Source organism: Asanoa sp. WMMD1127 (assembly GCF_029626225.1).
Lineage (GTDB): Bacteria > Actinomycetota > Actinomycetes > Mycobacteriales > Micromonosporaceae > Asanoa.
In genome coordinates, this window is sequence record NZ_JARUBP010000001.1 from 7,767,395 (window position 1) to 7,781,266 (window position 13,872).

Annotated in this window: 12 protein-coding genes; all 12 read right to left on the minus strand. The window is 72.7% G+C overall.

The annotated features are described in order from the left end of the window. Positions 1-75 precede the first annotated feature (75 nt). Positions 76-1,143: a polyprenyl synthetase family protein gene (locus tag O7635_RS37155; RefSeq protein ID WP_278085164.1), complete on the minus strand. Its 1,068-nt coding sequence runs from the start codon at positions 1,141-1,143 to the stop codon at positions 76-78. Continuing rightward, positions 1,143-2,549 (minus strand): nucleotide pyrophosphatase/phosphodiesterase family protein, encoded by a 1,407-nt coding sequence (locus O7635_RS37160; protein ID WP_278085165.1) that lies wholly within the window; start codon positions 2,547-2,549, stop codon positions 1,143-1,145. Before O7635_RS37160 ends, O7635_RS37155 begins: the two co-directional genes overlap by 1 nt. After that, the gene (gene eboE / locus O7635_RS37165; protein WP_278085166.1) at positions 2,546-3,736 is read right to left on the minus strand and encodes a metabolite traffic protein EboE; all 1,191 of its coding nucleotides are present in this window, start codon (positions 3,734-3,736) and stop codon (positions 2,546-2,548) included. Before eboE ends, O7635_RS37160 begins: the two co-directional genes overlap by 4 nt. Continuing rightward, positions 3,736-4,587, minus strand: a complete 852-nt coding sequence (locus tag O7635_RS37170) for a TatD family hydrolase (protein WP_278085167.1) — start codon at positions 4,585-4,587, stop codon at positions 3,736-3,738. Before O7635_RS37170 ends, eboE begins: the two co-directional genes overlap by 1 nt. Further along, entirely contained in the window at positions 4,587-5,198 is a 612-nt protein-coding gene (locus O7635_RS37175; protein WP_278085168.1) for an EboA domain-containing protein, read from the minus strand. Before O7635_RS37175 ends, O7635_RS37170 begins: the two co-directional genes overlap by 1 nt. Further along, the gene (locus tag O7635_RS37180) at positions 5,195-6,037 is read right to left on the minus strand and encodes a sugar phosphate isomerase/epimerase family protein (RefSeq protein WP_278085169.1); all 843 of its coding nucleotides are present in this window, start codon (positions 6,035-6,037) and stop codon (positions 5,195-5,197) included. Before O7635_RS37180 ends, O7635_RS37175 begins: the two co-directional genes overlap by 4 nt. Further along, complete coding sequence (locus O7635_RS37185) at positions 6,034-6,894, minus strand: SCO3242 family prenyltransferase (RefSeq protein ID WP_278085170.1); 861 nt, start codon at positions 6,892-6,894, stop codon at positions 6,034-6,036. The genes O7635_RS37180 and O7635_RS37185 overlap by 4 nt, the downstream gene beginning before the upstream one ends. Beyond that, positions 6,894-8,027: an inositol-3-phosphate synthase gene (locus O7635_RS37190; RefSeq protein WP_278085171.1), complete on the minus strand. Its 1,134-nt coding sequence runs from the start codon at positions 8,025-8,027 to the stop codon at positions 6,894-6,896. The genes O7635_RS37185 and O7635_RS37190 overlap by 1 nt, the downstream gene beginning before the upstream one ends. Before the next feature lie 587 nt (positions 8,028-8,614). Next, complete coding sequence (locus tag O7635_RS37195; RefSeq protein ID WP_278085675.1) at positions 8,615-9,793, minus strand: Gfo/Idh/MocA family oxidoreductase; 1,179 nt, start codon at positions 9,791-9,793, stop codon at positions 8,615-8,617. A gap of 62 nt (positions 9,794-9,855) precedes the next feature. Beyond that, entirely contained in the window at positions 9,856-10,920 is a 1,065-nt protein-coding gene (locus O7635_RS37200; RefSeq protein ID WP_278085172.1) for a substrate-binding domain-containing protein, read from the minus strand. Positions 10,921-11,018: 98 nt separating this feature from the next. Next, complete coding sequence (locus tag O7635_RS37205; protein WP_278085173.1) at positions 11,019-12,113, minus strand: ABC transporter permease; 1,095 nt, start codon at positions 12,111-12,113, stop codon at positions 11,019-11,021. 34 nt (positions 12,114-12,147) lie between these two features. After that, positions 12,148-13,692 carry a sugar ABC transporter ATP-binding protein gene (locus O7635_RS37210; protein ID WP_278085676.1) on the minus strand — a complete coding sequence of 515 codons (1,545 nt, stop codon included), beginning with the start codon at positions 13,690-13,692 and terminating at the stop codon, positions 12,148-12,150. Positions 13,693-13,872: the final 180 nt, after the last annotated feature.

The window sequence follows — 13,872 nt, forward strand, 5'->3', positions numbered from 1 at the left end:
AATTAGTTCAGGGACATGTGTCTATAGCTTCTGTCGCATCAGTTGCCACTTTTGCCGATCCGGCGAAAAGTTGGTCTACAACTGCCGGTCGACGGCCTCGGAGGCCAGCTCCGTGAGCACGGGAAGCGCCTCCGCGGAGACCGGAGCGTCGGCCAGCGCGCCCAGGGCGGCGTCCGTACGCACCTTGATCATCTGCTCGATCCGGTCCAGGGCGCCGGTGTCGATGATGATCTGGCGCAGCTCGGCCGCCCCCTCGGGATCGAGGTCCGGGTTGCCGAACAGCTCCTTGAGCCGGCGCTGCTGTTCGCGGTCGGCGCTGCCGCGGGCCAGCGCCATCATCACCGTCGGCTTGCCCTCCCGCAGGTCGTCCAGGATGGACTTGCCGGTCACGGCCGGATCGCCGAACACCCCGAGCACGTCGTCGCGGAGCTGGAACGCGTCGCCCAGCGGGTCGCCGAACGCGGCCAGCGCGGCCAGCGCCTCGTCGCCGGCGCCGGCCAGCGCGGCGCCGATCTGCAGCGGCCGGGTCACCGTGTAGCGGGCGGCCTTCATCCGGATCACGGTCAGCGCGCTGGCCACGGAGCCGTCGCCGACGCCCGAGACGAGGTCGAGGTACTGCCCCGCGATCACCTCGGTGCGCATGATGGCGAACACGCCGTACCCCTGGTGCACCTGCTCCGCGGAGAGGCCGCACTCGTGGAACATCTGGTCGGCCCAGGCCGCGCAGAGGTCGCCGCAGAGCAGGGCGGTGTTGCGGCCGTAGGAGGCCGGGTCGCCCCGCCAGGACGAGCGCGTGTGCAGATCGGCGAAGAGCCGGTGCACCGACGGCTCGCCGCGCCGGCGGTCGCTGCCGTCCATGATGTCGTCGTGGATCAGGGCGAACGCGTGGAACAGCTCCAGCGCCGCGGACGCCGCGATGATGGGGGTGCCGTCCGCTCCCCCGGCCGAACGCCAACCCCAGTAGCAGAACAGCGGCCGGAGCCGCTTGCCGCCGGCCAGCACGAAGCGGTGCAGCGTCGTGAAGACGCCGCGCGGCGCGCCGTCGGGCCAGTCCGGGTCCTGGCGTTCCAGGAACGCGGCCAGCTCGGCGTCGAACCGCGCGCGCAGCTCCGCGGCGTCCACGGGGCGGACGTCGACCGTCATCACTCCTCCTCGGCACCGACCGGCAGCACCCCGGCCAAGCGCAGCAACAGGTCCTTGACCTCGGTGGCGGCGAACCGCTCTCGGGCCGCGGCCGGGTCGGAACAGAGCAGCACCGGCCCGTCGGCGGGATCCGCCGGGAGCCGGCCGTGCGAACCCCGCACCGCGCGGGCGCCCGCGTCGAGCCCGACCACGCTCATCAGGTAGCGCATGCCGAGCTTCTTGCGGGCCAGCGCGACCGCGGCCCGGCCCTTGGCCTTCCCCGGGTTCTCGGGGTCGAAGAAGAGCTCGGCCGGGTCGTAGCCGGGCTTGCGGTGGATCTCCACGAGCCGCGCGAAGTCGGGGGCGCGGGCGTCGTCGAGCCAGTAGTAGTAGGTGAACCAGGCGTCCGGCTCGGCGACCAGCACCAGCTCCCCGGCGCGCTCGTGATCGAGGCCGGCGGCCGCCTTGCCCTCGGCGTCCAGGACCTCGGCCACACCGGGCAGCCCTTCGCACAGTTTGCGTACGGCGGCCAGGTCGGCCTTGTCCTTGACGTAGACGTGGGCGACCTGGTGGTCGGCGACCGCGAACGCCCGCGAGGTCCAGGGGTCGAGGTATTCCATGCCGTCCTGGGTGTAGACCTTCAGCAGGCCCTCGGCGCGCAGCAGCCGGTTGACGTCGACGGGCCGGGACACGTCGGTGATGCCGTATTCGGAGAGCACGACGACGGTCGCGCCGCGCCGGTCGGCCGCGTCCAGCAGCGGGCCGATCTCGGCGTCGAGCGCCGTGGCGGCCGCGGCCGCCTGGGGCGCGCCGGGCCCGTGGCGTTGCAGGTCGTAGTCGAGATGCGGCAGGTAGACCAGGGTCAGGTCGGGCAGCTGGTTGGCGAGGATCTGCTCGGCCGCCCGGCGGATCCACCGCGACGAGGCGATGCCGGCGTTGGGACCCCAGTAGGTGAACAGCGGGAAGTCGCCGAGCGCGCCGGTCAGCTCGTCGTGCAGCTCGGGCGGGTCGGTGTAGCAGTCGGGCTCCTTGCGGCCGTCGGCGTAGTAGATCGGCCGTGGCGTGACCGTCCAGTCGACGTCGGCGCCCATCGCGTACCACCAGCAGACGTTGGCCACCGTGTAGCCCGGGTGGGCGCGGCGGGCGGCCTGCCAGACCTTCTCGCCGCCCATCAGCCGGTGGTGCTGCCGCCAGAGGAAGACCTCGCCGAGGTCGCGGAAGTACCAGCCGTTGCCGACGATGCCGTGCCCGGACGGCGGCTCGCCGGTCAGGAACGTGGCCTGGGCCGAGCAGGTGACCGCCGGCAGCACGGTGCCGAGCTCCGCCTGGAAGCCGCGCTCGGCGACCCCGCGCAGCCGCGGCATCCAGGCCAGCAGCCGCGGCGTCAGCCCGACCACGTTGATCACTACCAAAGGCGTTGGACTCATGTACGCGCTCCAGCGGTTTGGGACAGGCCGAGGTCGACCAGGGTGTCGCGGGCGAAGGCGAGCTCGGCGGCGATGCCGTCGGCCAGCGCCGCGTCGCCGGCGGGCCGGCGGGCCGGGGGCAGCACACCCCAGGTGTAGGTCTCCACGTCGAGGTGGTCGCAGAGCGCCGTCGGGCCGCCGACCAGCTCGCCCAGCGCCGCCGTCAGCACCGGCACCGTCGAGGTCAGCGGCGGCATCGGGTCGGCGTGCAGCGGCACGTGGTAGTGCACCCGCCAGGCGCCGCCGGACAGGTCGCGGTCGAGGGCCTCGTCGAGGTCGTCCGCCGCGCTGTCCGGGTCGGCCGGGTCCGCGGCGCGGGCGGTGGCGGCCGAGCGGGTCTGGTGCAGGAAGCGGGGCTCGACATATTCCCGGAGGGTCTCGGCCGCCGCCACCGGGTCGGCCGCCTCGAGCGCCGCCGACACCTGCGTCTTGACCACCGGGATGCCGGCCGCGCGGAGGCGGCCGATCGCCGCCGCCGGGTCCTCCCAGGCGCAGGCCAGGTGGGCCAGGTCGAGGCAGACGCCGATGCGGTCGGTGTCGACGGCGGCGAGGTGGCGCACGGCCTGCGCGGTGGACTCGACGACGCAGCCGGGCTCGGGCTCGAACGCGACCCGAACCGCGCGGCCGGTCTCCCAGGCCATCCGGGCCAGCCCGCTGGACAGCCGCTCCAGCATCCGCTGCGCCGCGCCCGACTGCGCCGCGTCCCAGGGCGCCCGCCAGGCGAACGGCAGCGTCGAGATGGAGCCGCGCAGCGCGTCGTCGGGCATCAGGTCGAGCAGCACCCGGGCCAGGTCGAGGGTGTAGTCGAGGCGCTCCGGCGAGGTCCAGTCGGGGTGGTAGACGGCCTGCTTGACCACGGGCGCGTGGAACGACTGGTAGGGGAACCCGTTGAGGGTGACCACCTCCAGGCCGCGGGCGTCCAGTTCGGACCGCAGTTGCCGGCGCAGCCGGCCCTGGTCGGCCAGCTCGGCCGCGACCGGGGCGGGCAGCCAGAGCCCGAGGCCGAGCAGGTCGGCGCCGAGCTTCTCGCGGACCCGCACGGCGTACGTGTCGAGCTGCGCGACGATGCCCGCGAAGTCCTCGGCCGGGTGCACGTTGGTGCAGTAGCTGAGATGGACGGTCTGGCCGTCCCGGTGGCGTAGGCGCATCAGCTGCCCCCGCGCAGGATCGAGTTGCCCTCGAAGAGCGCGCCCGGGTCGGCGTCGTCGTCGAGCTCCAGCTTGCCGGACTGGCCGTAGAACTCGACGGGGTTCCGCCAGAACACCAGGTCCACGTCGTCCTGCGTGAACCCGCTGGTCAGCATCAGGTCGGCGGTCTCGCGGGTCAGCAGCGGGTCGGAGCGGCCCCAGTCGGCGGCGGAGTTGACCAGCACCCGCTCCGTGCCGAACTGCTTGAGGATCTCCACCATCCGCGGCGGCGACATCTTGGTGTCGGGATAGATCGAGAAGCCGGCCCAGCAGCCGGACTCCTTGACGATCCCGACGGTCACCTCGTTGAGGTGGTCGATGGCCACCCGGCCCGGCTCGATGCCCGACTCGGCGACCACCTTGATGCTGCGCTCCGTGCCGCGGGCCTTGTCGCGGTGCGGGGTGTGCACCAGCGCCGGCAGCTCGTGCGCGATCGCCAGCTGCAGCTGGGCGGCGAACGTCGTCTCCTCCTCCGGGGTCATCGAGTCGTAGCCGATCTCGCCGACCGCGACCACCCGGTCCTTCTCGAGATAGCGGGGCAGCACGTCGAGGACGCCCGCGCAGCGCGGGTCGTTGGCCTCCTTGGGGTTCAGCGCGATGGTGGCGTGGTGCCGGATGCCGAACTGGCCGGCCCGGAACGGCTCCCACCCGACGAGCGAGTCGAAGTAGTCGGTGAACGAGTCGACCGAGGTGCGCGGCTGACCCAGCCAGAACGCCGGCTCGACCAGCGCCCGCACGCCGGCGGCCGCCATCCGCTCGTAGTCGTCGGTGGTGCGCGAGCTCATGTGGATGTGTGGGTCGAAGATGCGCATCACGCCTCCTTCCGCAACGCAGTGCCGGACAACCGGTTGAGCAGCCCCGTGGCGTCGGCCGCCATGGGCCGGCCGGCGGCGGCCCGCTCCTCCGCCAGGCCGGCGAGCATCACCCGCAGCTCCTCGTCGGCCCGCTCGTCGAGCTGGTCCACGATGGACAGCGGCAGCCCCATGAACACGCACTTGAGCACCGCCTGGCGCCAGGTCGCGGCGTCCAGGTGGGCGGCGTACGGGCCGAGGGCGGCGCCGACCAGCCGGGTGTCGTTGGTGCGGATGGCGTCGTGCAGCAGTGGCACGCCGGCGTCGCCGACCGGCAGCAGCGGCAGGGCCCGCAGCACGGCCCGTTTCTCGTTGGCGTCGCCGTATCGGTAGAGGCGCTCCACCTCGGCGGCCACCCGGTCGGCGGGCAGCGCGGCCAGCAGCAGGGCCCGGGCCGCCTCGTCGGCGGTCCAGCCCGGGGCCTTGCCCAGTGGCGCCCGGCCGCAGGCCCGCGCGGCCCGCGGGAACAGCCGGGCGACCGCGCCCGGGTCGGCCTCCACCTGGCGCACGGACTCGTCGACCCAGTCCACGGCGGCCTGGGCCAGCGCGGCGCGCAACTCGTCGGGTCTCATCGCGGCTCCCTTCCCGTCTCGGCGGCTCTGCGGAGAAAGTCGATGGAGCGCGTGGCGACGTCCGGTGCCGCGTGCGAGTGGCGGGGCAGCTCGACCGCGACCAGGCCGGTGTAGCCGGCCGCGTCCAGCGCGCGCAGCACCGGCGGGAAGTCGATCTCGCCGGCGCCGAACTCGAGGTGTTCGTGCGTGCCCCGCCGCATGTCGTCGATCTGCACGTTGACGAGGTGGTCGGCGACCGCGGCGACGCAGTCCGGCACCGGGTCGGGCTCCAGGCAGCGGCAATGTCCGATGTCGAGGGTGATGCCGAAGCTCGCGGGGGCGCCGAGCGCGGCGTGCAGCCGGCGCCAACCGGCGATGTCCTCGACGAACATGCCGGGCTCCGGCTCGAAGCCGAGCGTGACGCCCCGCTCCTCCGCCGCCTTGACGGTGGCGGCGCAGCCGTCGACCAGCCGCTGCCAGGCGGTGTCCGGGTCGACCGCCGGCGGCCGGATGCCACTCCAGAACGAGACCGCCTCGGCGCCCAGGTCGGCGCCGACCGCGACGGCCCGGCGGAGGAACTCGAGGCGCAGCGCCGGGTCGTCGTGCAGCAGCGTCGGGGCGTGCTTGTGCCACGGGTCGAGCAGGTAGCGGGCGCCGGTCTCGATGACGACGCCCAGCCCGAGGTCGGCCAGCCGGTTGGCGACCGCGTCGACCCGGGCCGGCAGGCCGGGCGCGAACGGGTCGAGGTGGTCGTGGTCCAGGGTCAGCGCGACGCCCGCGTAGCCGAGGTCGGCGATCACCGCGAGGGCGTCGTCCAGCCGGTGGTTGGCGAAGCCGTTGGTGCCGTAGCCGAACCTCATGTGGCGGCCACCTTCCGGGTGAGCCGCCGGGCCAGCGGCGCGGCCGCGGCCACCAGCGCGCCCGGCGCGGGTGCGCCCGCGCCGGCGGCCAGCGCGCCCTGCAGGGCCGGCAACGAGGTGATGCCGGCGCCGACCGCCGCGCGCACGACCGGTGCCGACGGGTCGGCCGCCGCCTTGAGCTGGGCGGCGCCGTAGCGGGCCGCGTACCAGCCGGCCAGCGCCGCCGGGACCAGCGCCCGCCAGCCCGTCTGGCGGCGAGGGTTGACCGCGGCCGCCGTCACCGCCGCCGTGCCGACCAGCGTGGCGACCGGGAGCCGGTGATCGGCGCCGGAGACCTCGCGGCGGGACAGCGCGGTGACGGTGTAGGTGTGCGCGGCGACCAGCAGGGCCGCCGGCACGGCGCGGGCGACCCGGCCGCCGGTGGCGCCGAGCAGCACGTCCAGGCCCCGGCAGGCGGCCATCACGGCCGGTCCGGCGGCGGTGTTCTTCGCCTTGACGTCGTACGCCCAGACGGCCGCCGCCAGCGGGAGCGCGGCGGCCAGCGCGCGCCGCCCGCCCGCGAGCCGGGCGACGGTCACGCCGGCCGCGGTCAGCCCCACGGCCACGGTGAGCGCGTGGCCCGAGCCGATCCGGCCGCTGGGGATCGGGCGTTCCGGGCGTTCCTCGGCGTCGAGCTCCCGGTCGGCCCAGTCGTTGGCGGCCATGCCGGCCCAGTAGAGCAGCACCGACGCCGAGGCGAGGGCCGGGGTGCGGGGGCCTAGCGCCCCCGCCGCCGCCGCGCCCGCCACCACGTCGCCGGGCACCGAGAGTCCGGCCGGTGCCCGGACCAGCTCGGCGTAGTCGCGCAGCGTGGGCATCAAGCCAGCCCGGCGACGAAGCTGCGCAGCAGGTCCCACTGGTCGCTCAGCCCGTGCGGCACGTCGCCGATCGGGTCCTTGAAGAAGAAGGCCAGCTCGGTCAGGGGTCCCTGCCGGCCGGCCCGGTGTGCGGCGCTGGCGAGCCGCGCCAGGTCGAGCACGAGCGGCGCCGCCAACGCGGAGTCGCAGCCGTGCCAGGAGAACTCCATCCGCATCCGCACGCCCAGGAAACCGGCGAAGCTGACCAGGTCCCAGGCGGTCTTGAAGTCGCCGAGGTCGTCGACGTACTCGATGCGGGTGTTGCCCTCGGGTTCGTAGCCGAGCGTTTCCGCCAGCACGCGTTGCTTGCTGGCGGACTTGGCGGCGTTGGGGCCGGGCGCGGCCAGGTTGGCGCCGTCGCCGCCGCCCAGCAGGTTGAGGCCGGACCAGCTGCGCACGGCCAGGTTGCGCTGGGCGAACATCGGCGCGAGCACCGATTTCACCAGCGTCTCGCCGGTCTTGCCGTCATGCCCGGCGTACGGGAGCCCGGTCTCGCGGGCCAGCGCGTCCAGTGCCGGGAGCCGCGCGCCGGTCGACGGCGTGAAGTCCACGTAGGACGCTCCGGCGGTGAACGCGGCGTAGGCGGCCAGGGAGCTGCCCGGCAGGGGCGTCCCGCCGGCGGCGAGCTCCGTGCGGAGCAGGTCCAGGTCGCCGTGCGCGGGCCGGGGCTCGGGCAGCGCCTCGGTGGTCGAGACGTTGACGACGACCACCCGCTCCAGCCCCAGCCGGTCGCGGAACGCGGTGATGTCGGCGGCCAGGGCGGCCGCCGTCTCGGCCTGCGTGCCCCCGGCGGGGACGGCGCGGATGTTCTCCTCGACGGCGGCCAGGTCGGCGGCGACGGCCGCGACCAGCCGGGCCGGGACGACACCGGCCTCGCCGAGCGTCTCGGCCTTCTTGGCCAGGCATGTGGTGACGACGTCGTGGCCGCCGAACACCAGGTCGGCGATCGGTGGCAGCGCTGGGCCGCGCAGATCCGGATGCTCGGTCACGCAACCGGTCGGCTCGGCGAGCCCGGCGCGCAACGCCAGGGCCCCGACCATGCTGGTGGTCGCGACGGATCCGCGCGCGCCTACCAACCAGACACCCGTGCTCATGGTGTCCCTCCTGCTCGCTGTGCTTGGTCTGTCCCCCGTGGTGGTCCGACCGGCGCGCGTGGCGTCGGTCGCGAGTGCTTGGCATGGGCCCCGCCCGCCCGGCCGACACGGGATGGCACCCCGGAAACGGCGTCGGAGTCGGCGGCAACGACGCCGGATCCGGACCCGGCCGGGTCGGGCGGACGGGGCTTGGTAGGCAGGGCCGGTCGGCGTCGCGGCCCTGCCTCCCCCGCGTCATGCCGGGGTCAATGGTGTGGCGGCCGGGATGGACGGTCGGCCGCGCCGGGGGCAGGCAGGAGGAGGGGTGGGTGTGGCGGACGGCTCATAGTGCCCTCCGGGGTCAGTGGGCGGGCGCCGTGTGGCACCGGCTCGTGGGCGCGAACGGTGTGACGCGGTGGTGCCTGACCCCCTGGCGTTCGCCAAGGTCGGTGCTGTGTTGGCCGTGGAGTGGGCTGTTGTGGTGGTGTCGGCGTCCGGTGCGACCGGGGATCCCGGTCCGGTCGCACCGGACGACCGGATTCCTCCGGACGACCCGTCCCGCCGCGGGGCGCAACCGCGGCGGGACCCTCGCGGGTCGACCCGAGGGGTCAGGCGGCGACTTCGGCGAGCGCCGGTTCGACGTCGGTCCAGACCGTGCCCTGCTCGGCCGACCGCGCCACCGCGTCCAGCACGAGCTGGACCTGGAGGGCGTCGACGAACGAGGGCGCCGGGTCGGTGCCGGTGGCGATGGCCTCGATGAAGTCGCGCATCTCGTGGGTGAAGGAGTGCTCGTAGCCGATGATGTGGCCCGGGGGCCACCAGGCGGCCATGTAGGGGTGGTCGGCCTCCGTGATCAGGATCCGGTTGAAACCCTGCTCGGCGGCCGGCGCCGCGGAGTCGTAGAACTCCAGCTCGTTGAGGCGCTCGAGGTCGAACACCAGCGTGCCGAGCGACCCGTTGATCTCGACCCGGAGCCCGTTCTTGCGGCCGATCGCGAAGCGGCTCGCCTCGTAGGTGGCGATCGCCCCGCCGTCGAGCCGCGCCAGGAACAGCGCGGCGTCGTCGACCGTGACCTGGCCGGTGGCCGGAGCGTCCCCGTTACCGGACGAGGCGGCCAGGCCGCTGGACTCGCTCGGCAACGGGCGCTCCTTGACGAACGTCTCGGTCAGCGCGCTGACCCCGGTGATCTTCTGACCGGTGACGTACTGGGTCAGGTCGATGATGTGCGCCCCGATGTCACCGAGGGCGCCGGAGCCCGCCTTGTCCTTCTGCAGCCGCCAGACCAGGGGGAACTGCGGGTCGACGATCCAGTCCTGCAGATAGACCGCGCGGACGTGACGGATCACACCGATCCGGCCGGACGCGATGAGCTGGCGCATCATCGCGACCGCCGGGACGCGGCGGTAGTTGAACCCGCACATCGACCTGATGCCGTCGGCCTGCGCCTTGGCCGCCGCGGCGACCATCGCGCGGGCCTCGTCGACCGAGTTCGCCAGCGGCTTCTCGCACAGCACGTGCTTGCCCGCCGCCAGCGCCGCGATCGCGATCTCGGCGTGGCTGTCGCCCGGTGTGCACACGTCGACCACGTCGATGTCGTCGCGTTCGACGAGCTCGCGCCAGTCGGTCGTGGATGCGTCCCAGCCGAGCTTGTGGGCCGCGGCAGCGACCTTCTGCTCGTCACGGCCGCAGATCAGGGCCATCCGGGCCCGTGCCGGCAGGTCGAACGCCGAGTTCACGGTGCGCCACGCGGTGGAGTGCGCGGCGCCCATGAAGGCGTAGCCGACCATGCCGACCCGGAGCTCACGGCCCTCCGGGAAACGTGAATCAGTGGACAAGGTGGGTCTCCCTCTTAAACGAACCCGAGCGGCAGGTAGGTGTCCGCGTTCTCCTTGGTGATGGTCTCCGAAGCCAGGATGATCTCCTTCGGCACCTGGAGCTCGACCAGGTCGGACATCCCCTTGCCCTGGCCGATGAGGCGAGCCAGCGAGATCGCCGACGACGCCATCGACGGGCTGTAGGTCACCGTGGCCTTGAGCACGGAGTTGTCCGCCTTGATCGCCTCGATGGCGGCCTTGGAGCCGGCGCCACCGACCATCAGGAACTCTTTGCGGTTGGCCTGGTTGGCCGCGGCCAGGACACCGATGCCCTGGTCGTCGTCGTGGTTCCAGAGGGCGTCCATCTTCGGGAGCGCCTGCAGCAGCTGGCTCATCTCGGCCTGGCCGGTGTCGACGGTGAAGCCGGCGGCACGCCGGTTGGCCACCTTGAGGCCGTTGGCCGCCAGGGCGGCGTTGAAGCCCGCGGTGCGCTCCTGGGTCAGCTCCAGGTTGTCGAGACCGGCGATCTCGCCGATGATCGGGTTGCTGACACCCTTGGACTTCATCTGCTCGGCGATGTAGTTGCCCGCCGCGACGCCCATGCCGTAGTTGTCACCCTTGATCTGCAGGCGGTAGGCCAGCGCGTCAGGGAAGGCACGGTCGAGGTTGACGACCGGGATGCCGGCCTTCATCGCCTCGAGGCCGAACGCGTTGAGCTCCTTGCCGTCGTACGGCAGCAGGACGATGACGTCCGGCTTCTGCGAGATCAGCGTCGAGAGGGCCGACCGCTGAGCCGCCGCGTCGGCGCCGGCCTCGACCGAGTTGAACGTGACGTCCGCGTATTCGGCGGCCTGCGCCTTGGCGTTGGTGGTGATGGCCGCGATCCAGCCGTGGTCGGCCGCGGGGGCCGAGAAGCCGATCGTGACCTTCTTGCCGGGTGCCGAGTTGGCGTTCGGCGAGGCGTTGTTGTTGCCCTGGGTCTGCGCGTTGTTGTTGTCGTCGCCGCTGTCGTTGCTGGTGCAGGCGGCGAGGAGAGCACCGGCGCCGAGCGCGGCGCCGCCGAGCAGGAACCGCCGGCGGACCGGGTCGTGCTGGGTCATTGACGACCTCCTGGAATCTCAACTTGCGGGGGTATCAGGGTGTGTGCGCCCCGGCGACCGTCCCGTTGCGACGGACACCGTGGATGGTGGTGCGCGGGTCAGCTGGCTGCGGTGACCTTGTTTCGTTTGAGGAACTGCGTAACGGACTTGAACCGGAACTGCTGGATCAGCACCGCGGCGACGATGATGCCGCCCTTGACCATGTTCTGCGCCTCGGTGGACAGGCCGTTGAGGGCGAACAGGTTGGTGATCGTGGCGAAGATGATGACGCCGAGCAGTGAGCCGACGATGGTGCCCCGGCCGCCGCTCAGGAGCGTGCCGCCGATGATGACGGCGGCGATCGCGTCGAGCTCGTAGTTGGTGGCCATGGCGGCCTGCGCCGAGGTGCTGATCGAGGTCAGCATGATGGCGCCGATGCCGCAGCACAGACCCGCCAGGGCGTACAGCATCATGGTGTGCAGCCGGACGTTGATGCCGGCCAGGCGGGCGGCCTCCACGTTGCCGCCGATCGCGACGGTGCGCCGGCCGAACGTGGTGCGGTTGAGCAGGATCCAACCGGCGATCACGACCGCGGCGAGGATGTAGACCAGGATCGGCACGCCCAGGAAGCTGTCGGCCGCGATGGCGTTGATGGTCTGGTTGCCGGACTGCTGCGTCTTCTTCTCCGACATCTGGGCGGCCAGACCGCGGGCGGCCACCAGCATCGCGAGTGTCGCGATGAAGGGCACCAGCCGCCCGTACGAGATCAGTAGGCCGTTGACCAGACCGACGCCGAGGCCCACCGCCAGGGCCGTGAAGATCATGCCGCCGGCGCCGAACTCCTGCGTCGCCACCGTCGTGCACCAGACGCCGGCCAGCGCGATGATCGCGCCGACCGAGAGGTCGATGCCGCCGCCGATGATCACGAAGGTCATGCCGACCGCGACGACGCCGACCGTCGAGCCGAGCTTGAGGATCGACCAGACGTTGTCGATCCACCAGCCTTCGAGGCCGTATAGGTCGGGCCGGGTGATGATGCCGATCACGATGAGACCGGCCAGCACGGCGATGAGCCCGAGGTTGCGTCGGGTCGACTCGCCGGCGTCGCTGTTCCACCAGCCGTTGCCGCTCGGACCCGTCGGCTCCTGGCCCGGACCGCCGGCGCCGATCGCCTCCTTGACGGCCGGCGCGGCCTGCGCGGGCAGCCCGGTCATGTCTGGACTCCGCTCGCTCCGCTGATCAGGACGGTCATGCGGGCGCACCTTCCATCAAGGACCCCGCCATGACGAGGTCGAGCACCGTGTTTTCGTCGAGTTCCCCGGCGCGCGCCTGGCGGACGACCCGGCCTTCGCGCATGACCACCACCCGGTCGGACAGACCGAGGACCTCAGGAACTTCGCTGGAAACCAGCAGCACCCCGACGCCTTGCGCCGCGAGCGCGTGAATCACCTGGTAGAGCTCGGCCCGGGCGCCGACGTCGACGCCGCGGGTGGGTTCGTCGAGCAGGAGCAGGTCGGTGTCGCCGAGCAGCCAGCGCCCGACCACCACCTTCTGCTGGTTGCCGCCGGAGAGCGTGCGCACCGGCCGTTTGACGTCGCGGGGGCGCAGCTCGAGGCGCTCGGCGACCTTCATGGCCTCCGCCCGTTCCTTGCCCGCGTCGGTGAAGCCGAACTTCGCGATCCGGCTGAACGTCGAGAGCGTCATGTTGCGGTAGATCGGCTCGCCGAGCAGCAGGGCCTGTGCCTTTCGCTCCTCGGGGGCCATGCCCATGCCGGCGCGTACGGCGGCGCCCACCGCACCCGGCCGCAGCGCCTTGCCCTTGACGAAGATCTTGCCCGTCTCCGCCTGGCGCGCGCCGAAGATGGTCTCCAGCAGCTCGGACCGGCCGGAGCCGACCAGGCCAGCGATGCCGACGATCTCGCCCTTGTTGACCGTCAGCGAGACGTCGGTGAACTCGCCCTGCCGGCCGAGCCCTTCGACCCGGAGCAGCTCCTCGCCCACGTCGGGCTTGTCGGCGCGCTCGGGGAAGACGTACTCGATGGTGCGTCCGGTCATCCGGCTGACGAGCTCACGGGTCGGCGTCGTGCGGGCCGGCAGGTTGGCCGCCGTGGTCCGGCCGTCCTTGAGGACGGTCACCCGGTCGCCGATCTCGCGGATCTCCTCGAGCCGGTGCGAGATGTAGATGACGGCGATGCCGTTAGAGGTCAGGTCCCGGATGATCCGGAACAGGTTCTCCACCTCGTCGTGGGCGAGCACGGCGCTCGGCTCGTCCATGATGATCAGCTTGGCGTCGTGCGAGAGCGCGCGGGCCATGCTGACCACCTGCTTGCCGGCGGCGGGCAGCGTACGCACCATGCGGGTCGGCGAGATCTCACCGTGGCCCAGCCGGGCGAGGATCTCCCGGGTGCGCTTGTTGATGGTGCCGCGACGCACGAACCCGGCGACCCGCGGCTCGTGGCCGAGGAACGCGTTCTCGGCGATCGACAGGTCGTCGACGAGGTCGAGCTCCTGGTAGATCGTCGCGATGCCGGCCTTGTTGGCGGCCTGCGGGTTGGCGAACCGGACCTGCTCCCCGAGCCACTCGACGGTGCCGGAGTCGGGCTGGTGTGCGCCCGAGAGCACCTTGATCAGCGTCGACTTGCCGGCGCCGTTCTGGCCGAGGAGGCAGTGCACCTCGCCGGCCCGGACCTCGAGCTGCACGCCGTCGAGGGCCCGGACGCCGGGGAAGGTCTTGACGACGTCGGTCAGGCGGAGGACGACGGGGCGCTCGGCGCCGTCGCCGCCCTCGGCGATCGGCTCCGTCCCGCCTGGGCCGGCGGCCGCGCGGTCGTCGTCGACCGGGGTGTCCTCGGGCTTGTCGGCCTTGGGGGCGTCGGCCGTGTCGACCGTCTCCTCCGGGGCGGCGTGGCGCGCCTTCGGGATCCGGACCGAGGTGGCCTGGGTGCCGTCGTCGGCCGCGGCGACCGCGGTGGC

Coding starts and splice junctions, on each gene's coding strand:
- O7635_RS37155 (WP_278085164.1), bottom strand. CDS start 1,143: ATGACGGTCGACGTCCGCCCCGTGGACGCCGCGGAGCTGCGCGCGCGG.
- O7635_RS37160 (WP_278085165.1), bottom strand. CDS start 2,549: ATGAGTCCAACGCCTTTGGTAGTGATCAACGTGGTCGGGCTGACGCCG.
- eboE (WP_278085166.1), bottom strand. CDS start 3,736: ATGCGCCTACGCCACCGGGACGGCCAGACCGTCCATCTCAGCTACTGC.
- O7635_RS37170 (WP_278085167.1), bottom strand. CDS start 4,587: ATGCGCATCTTCGACCCACACATCCACATGAGCTCGCGCACCACCGAC.
- O7635_RS37175 (WP_278085168.1), bottom strand. CDS start 5,198: ATGAGACCCGACGAGTTGCGCGCCGCGCTGGCCCAGGCCGCCGTGGAC.
- O7635_RS37180 (WP_278085169.1), bottom strand. CDS start 6,037: ATGAGGTTCGGCTACGGCACCAACGGCTTCGCCAACCACCGGCTGGAC.
- O7635_RS37185 (WP_278085170.1), bottom strand. CDS start 6,894: ATGCCCACGCTGCGCGACTACGCCGAGCTGGTCCGGGCACCGGCCGGA.
- O7635_RS37190 (WP_278085171.1), bottom strand. CDS start 8,027: ATGAGCACGGGTGTCTGGTTGGTAGGCGCGCGCGGATCCGTCGCGACC.
- O7635_RS37195 (WP_278085675.1), bottom strand. CDS start 9,793: ATGGTCGGCTACGCCTTCATGGGCGCCGCGCACTCCACCGCGTGGCGC.
- O7635_RS37200 (WP_278085172.1), bottom strand. CDS start 10,920: ATGACCCAGCACGACCCGGTCCGCCGGCGGTTCCTGCTCGGCGGCGCC.
- O7635_RS37205 (WP_278085173.1), bottom strand. CDS start 12,113: ATGACCGGGCTGCCCGCGCAGGCCGCGCCGGCCGTCAAGGAGGCGATC.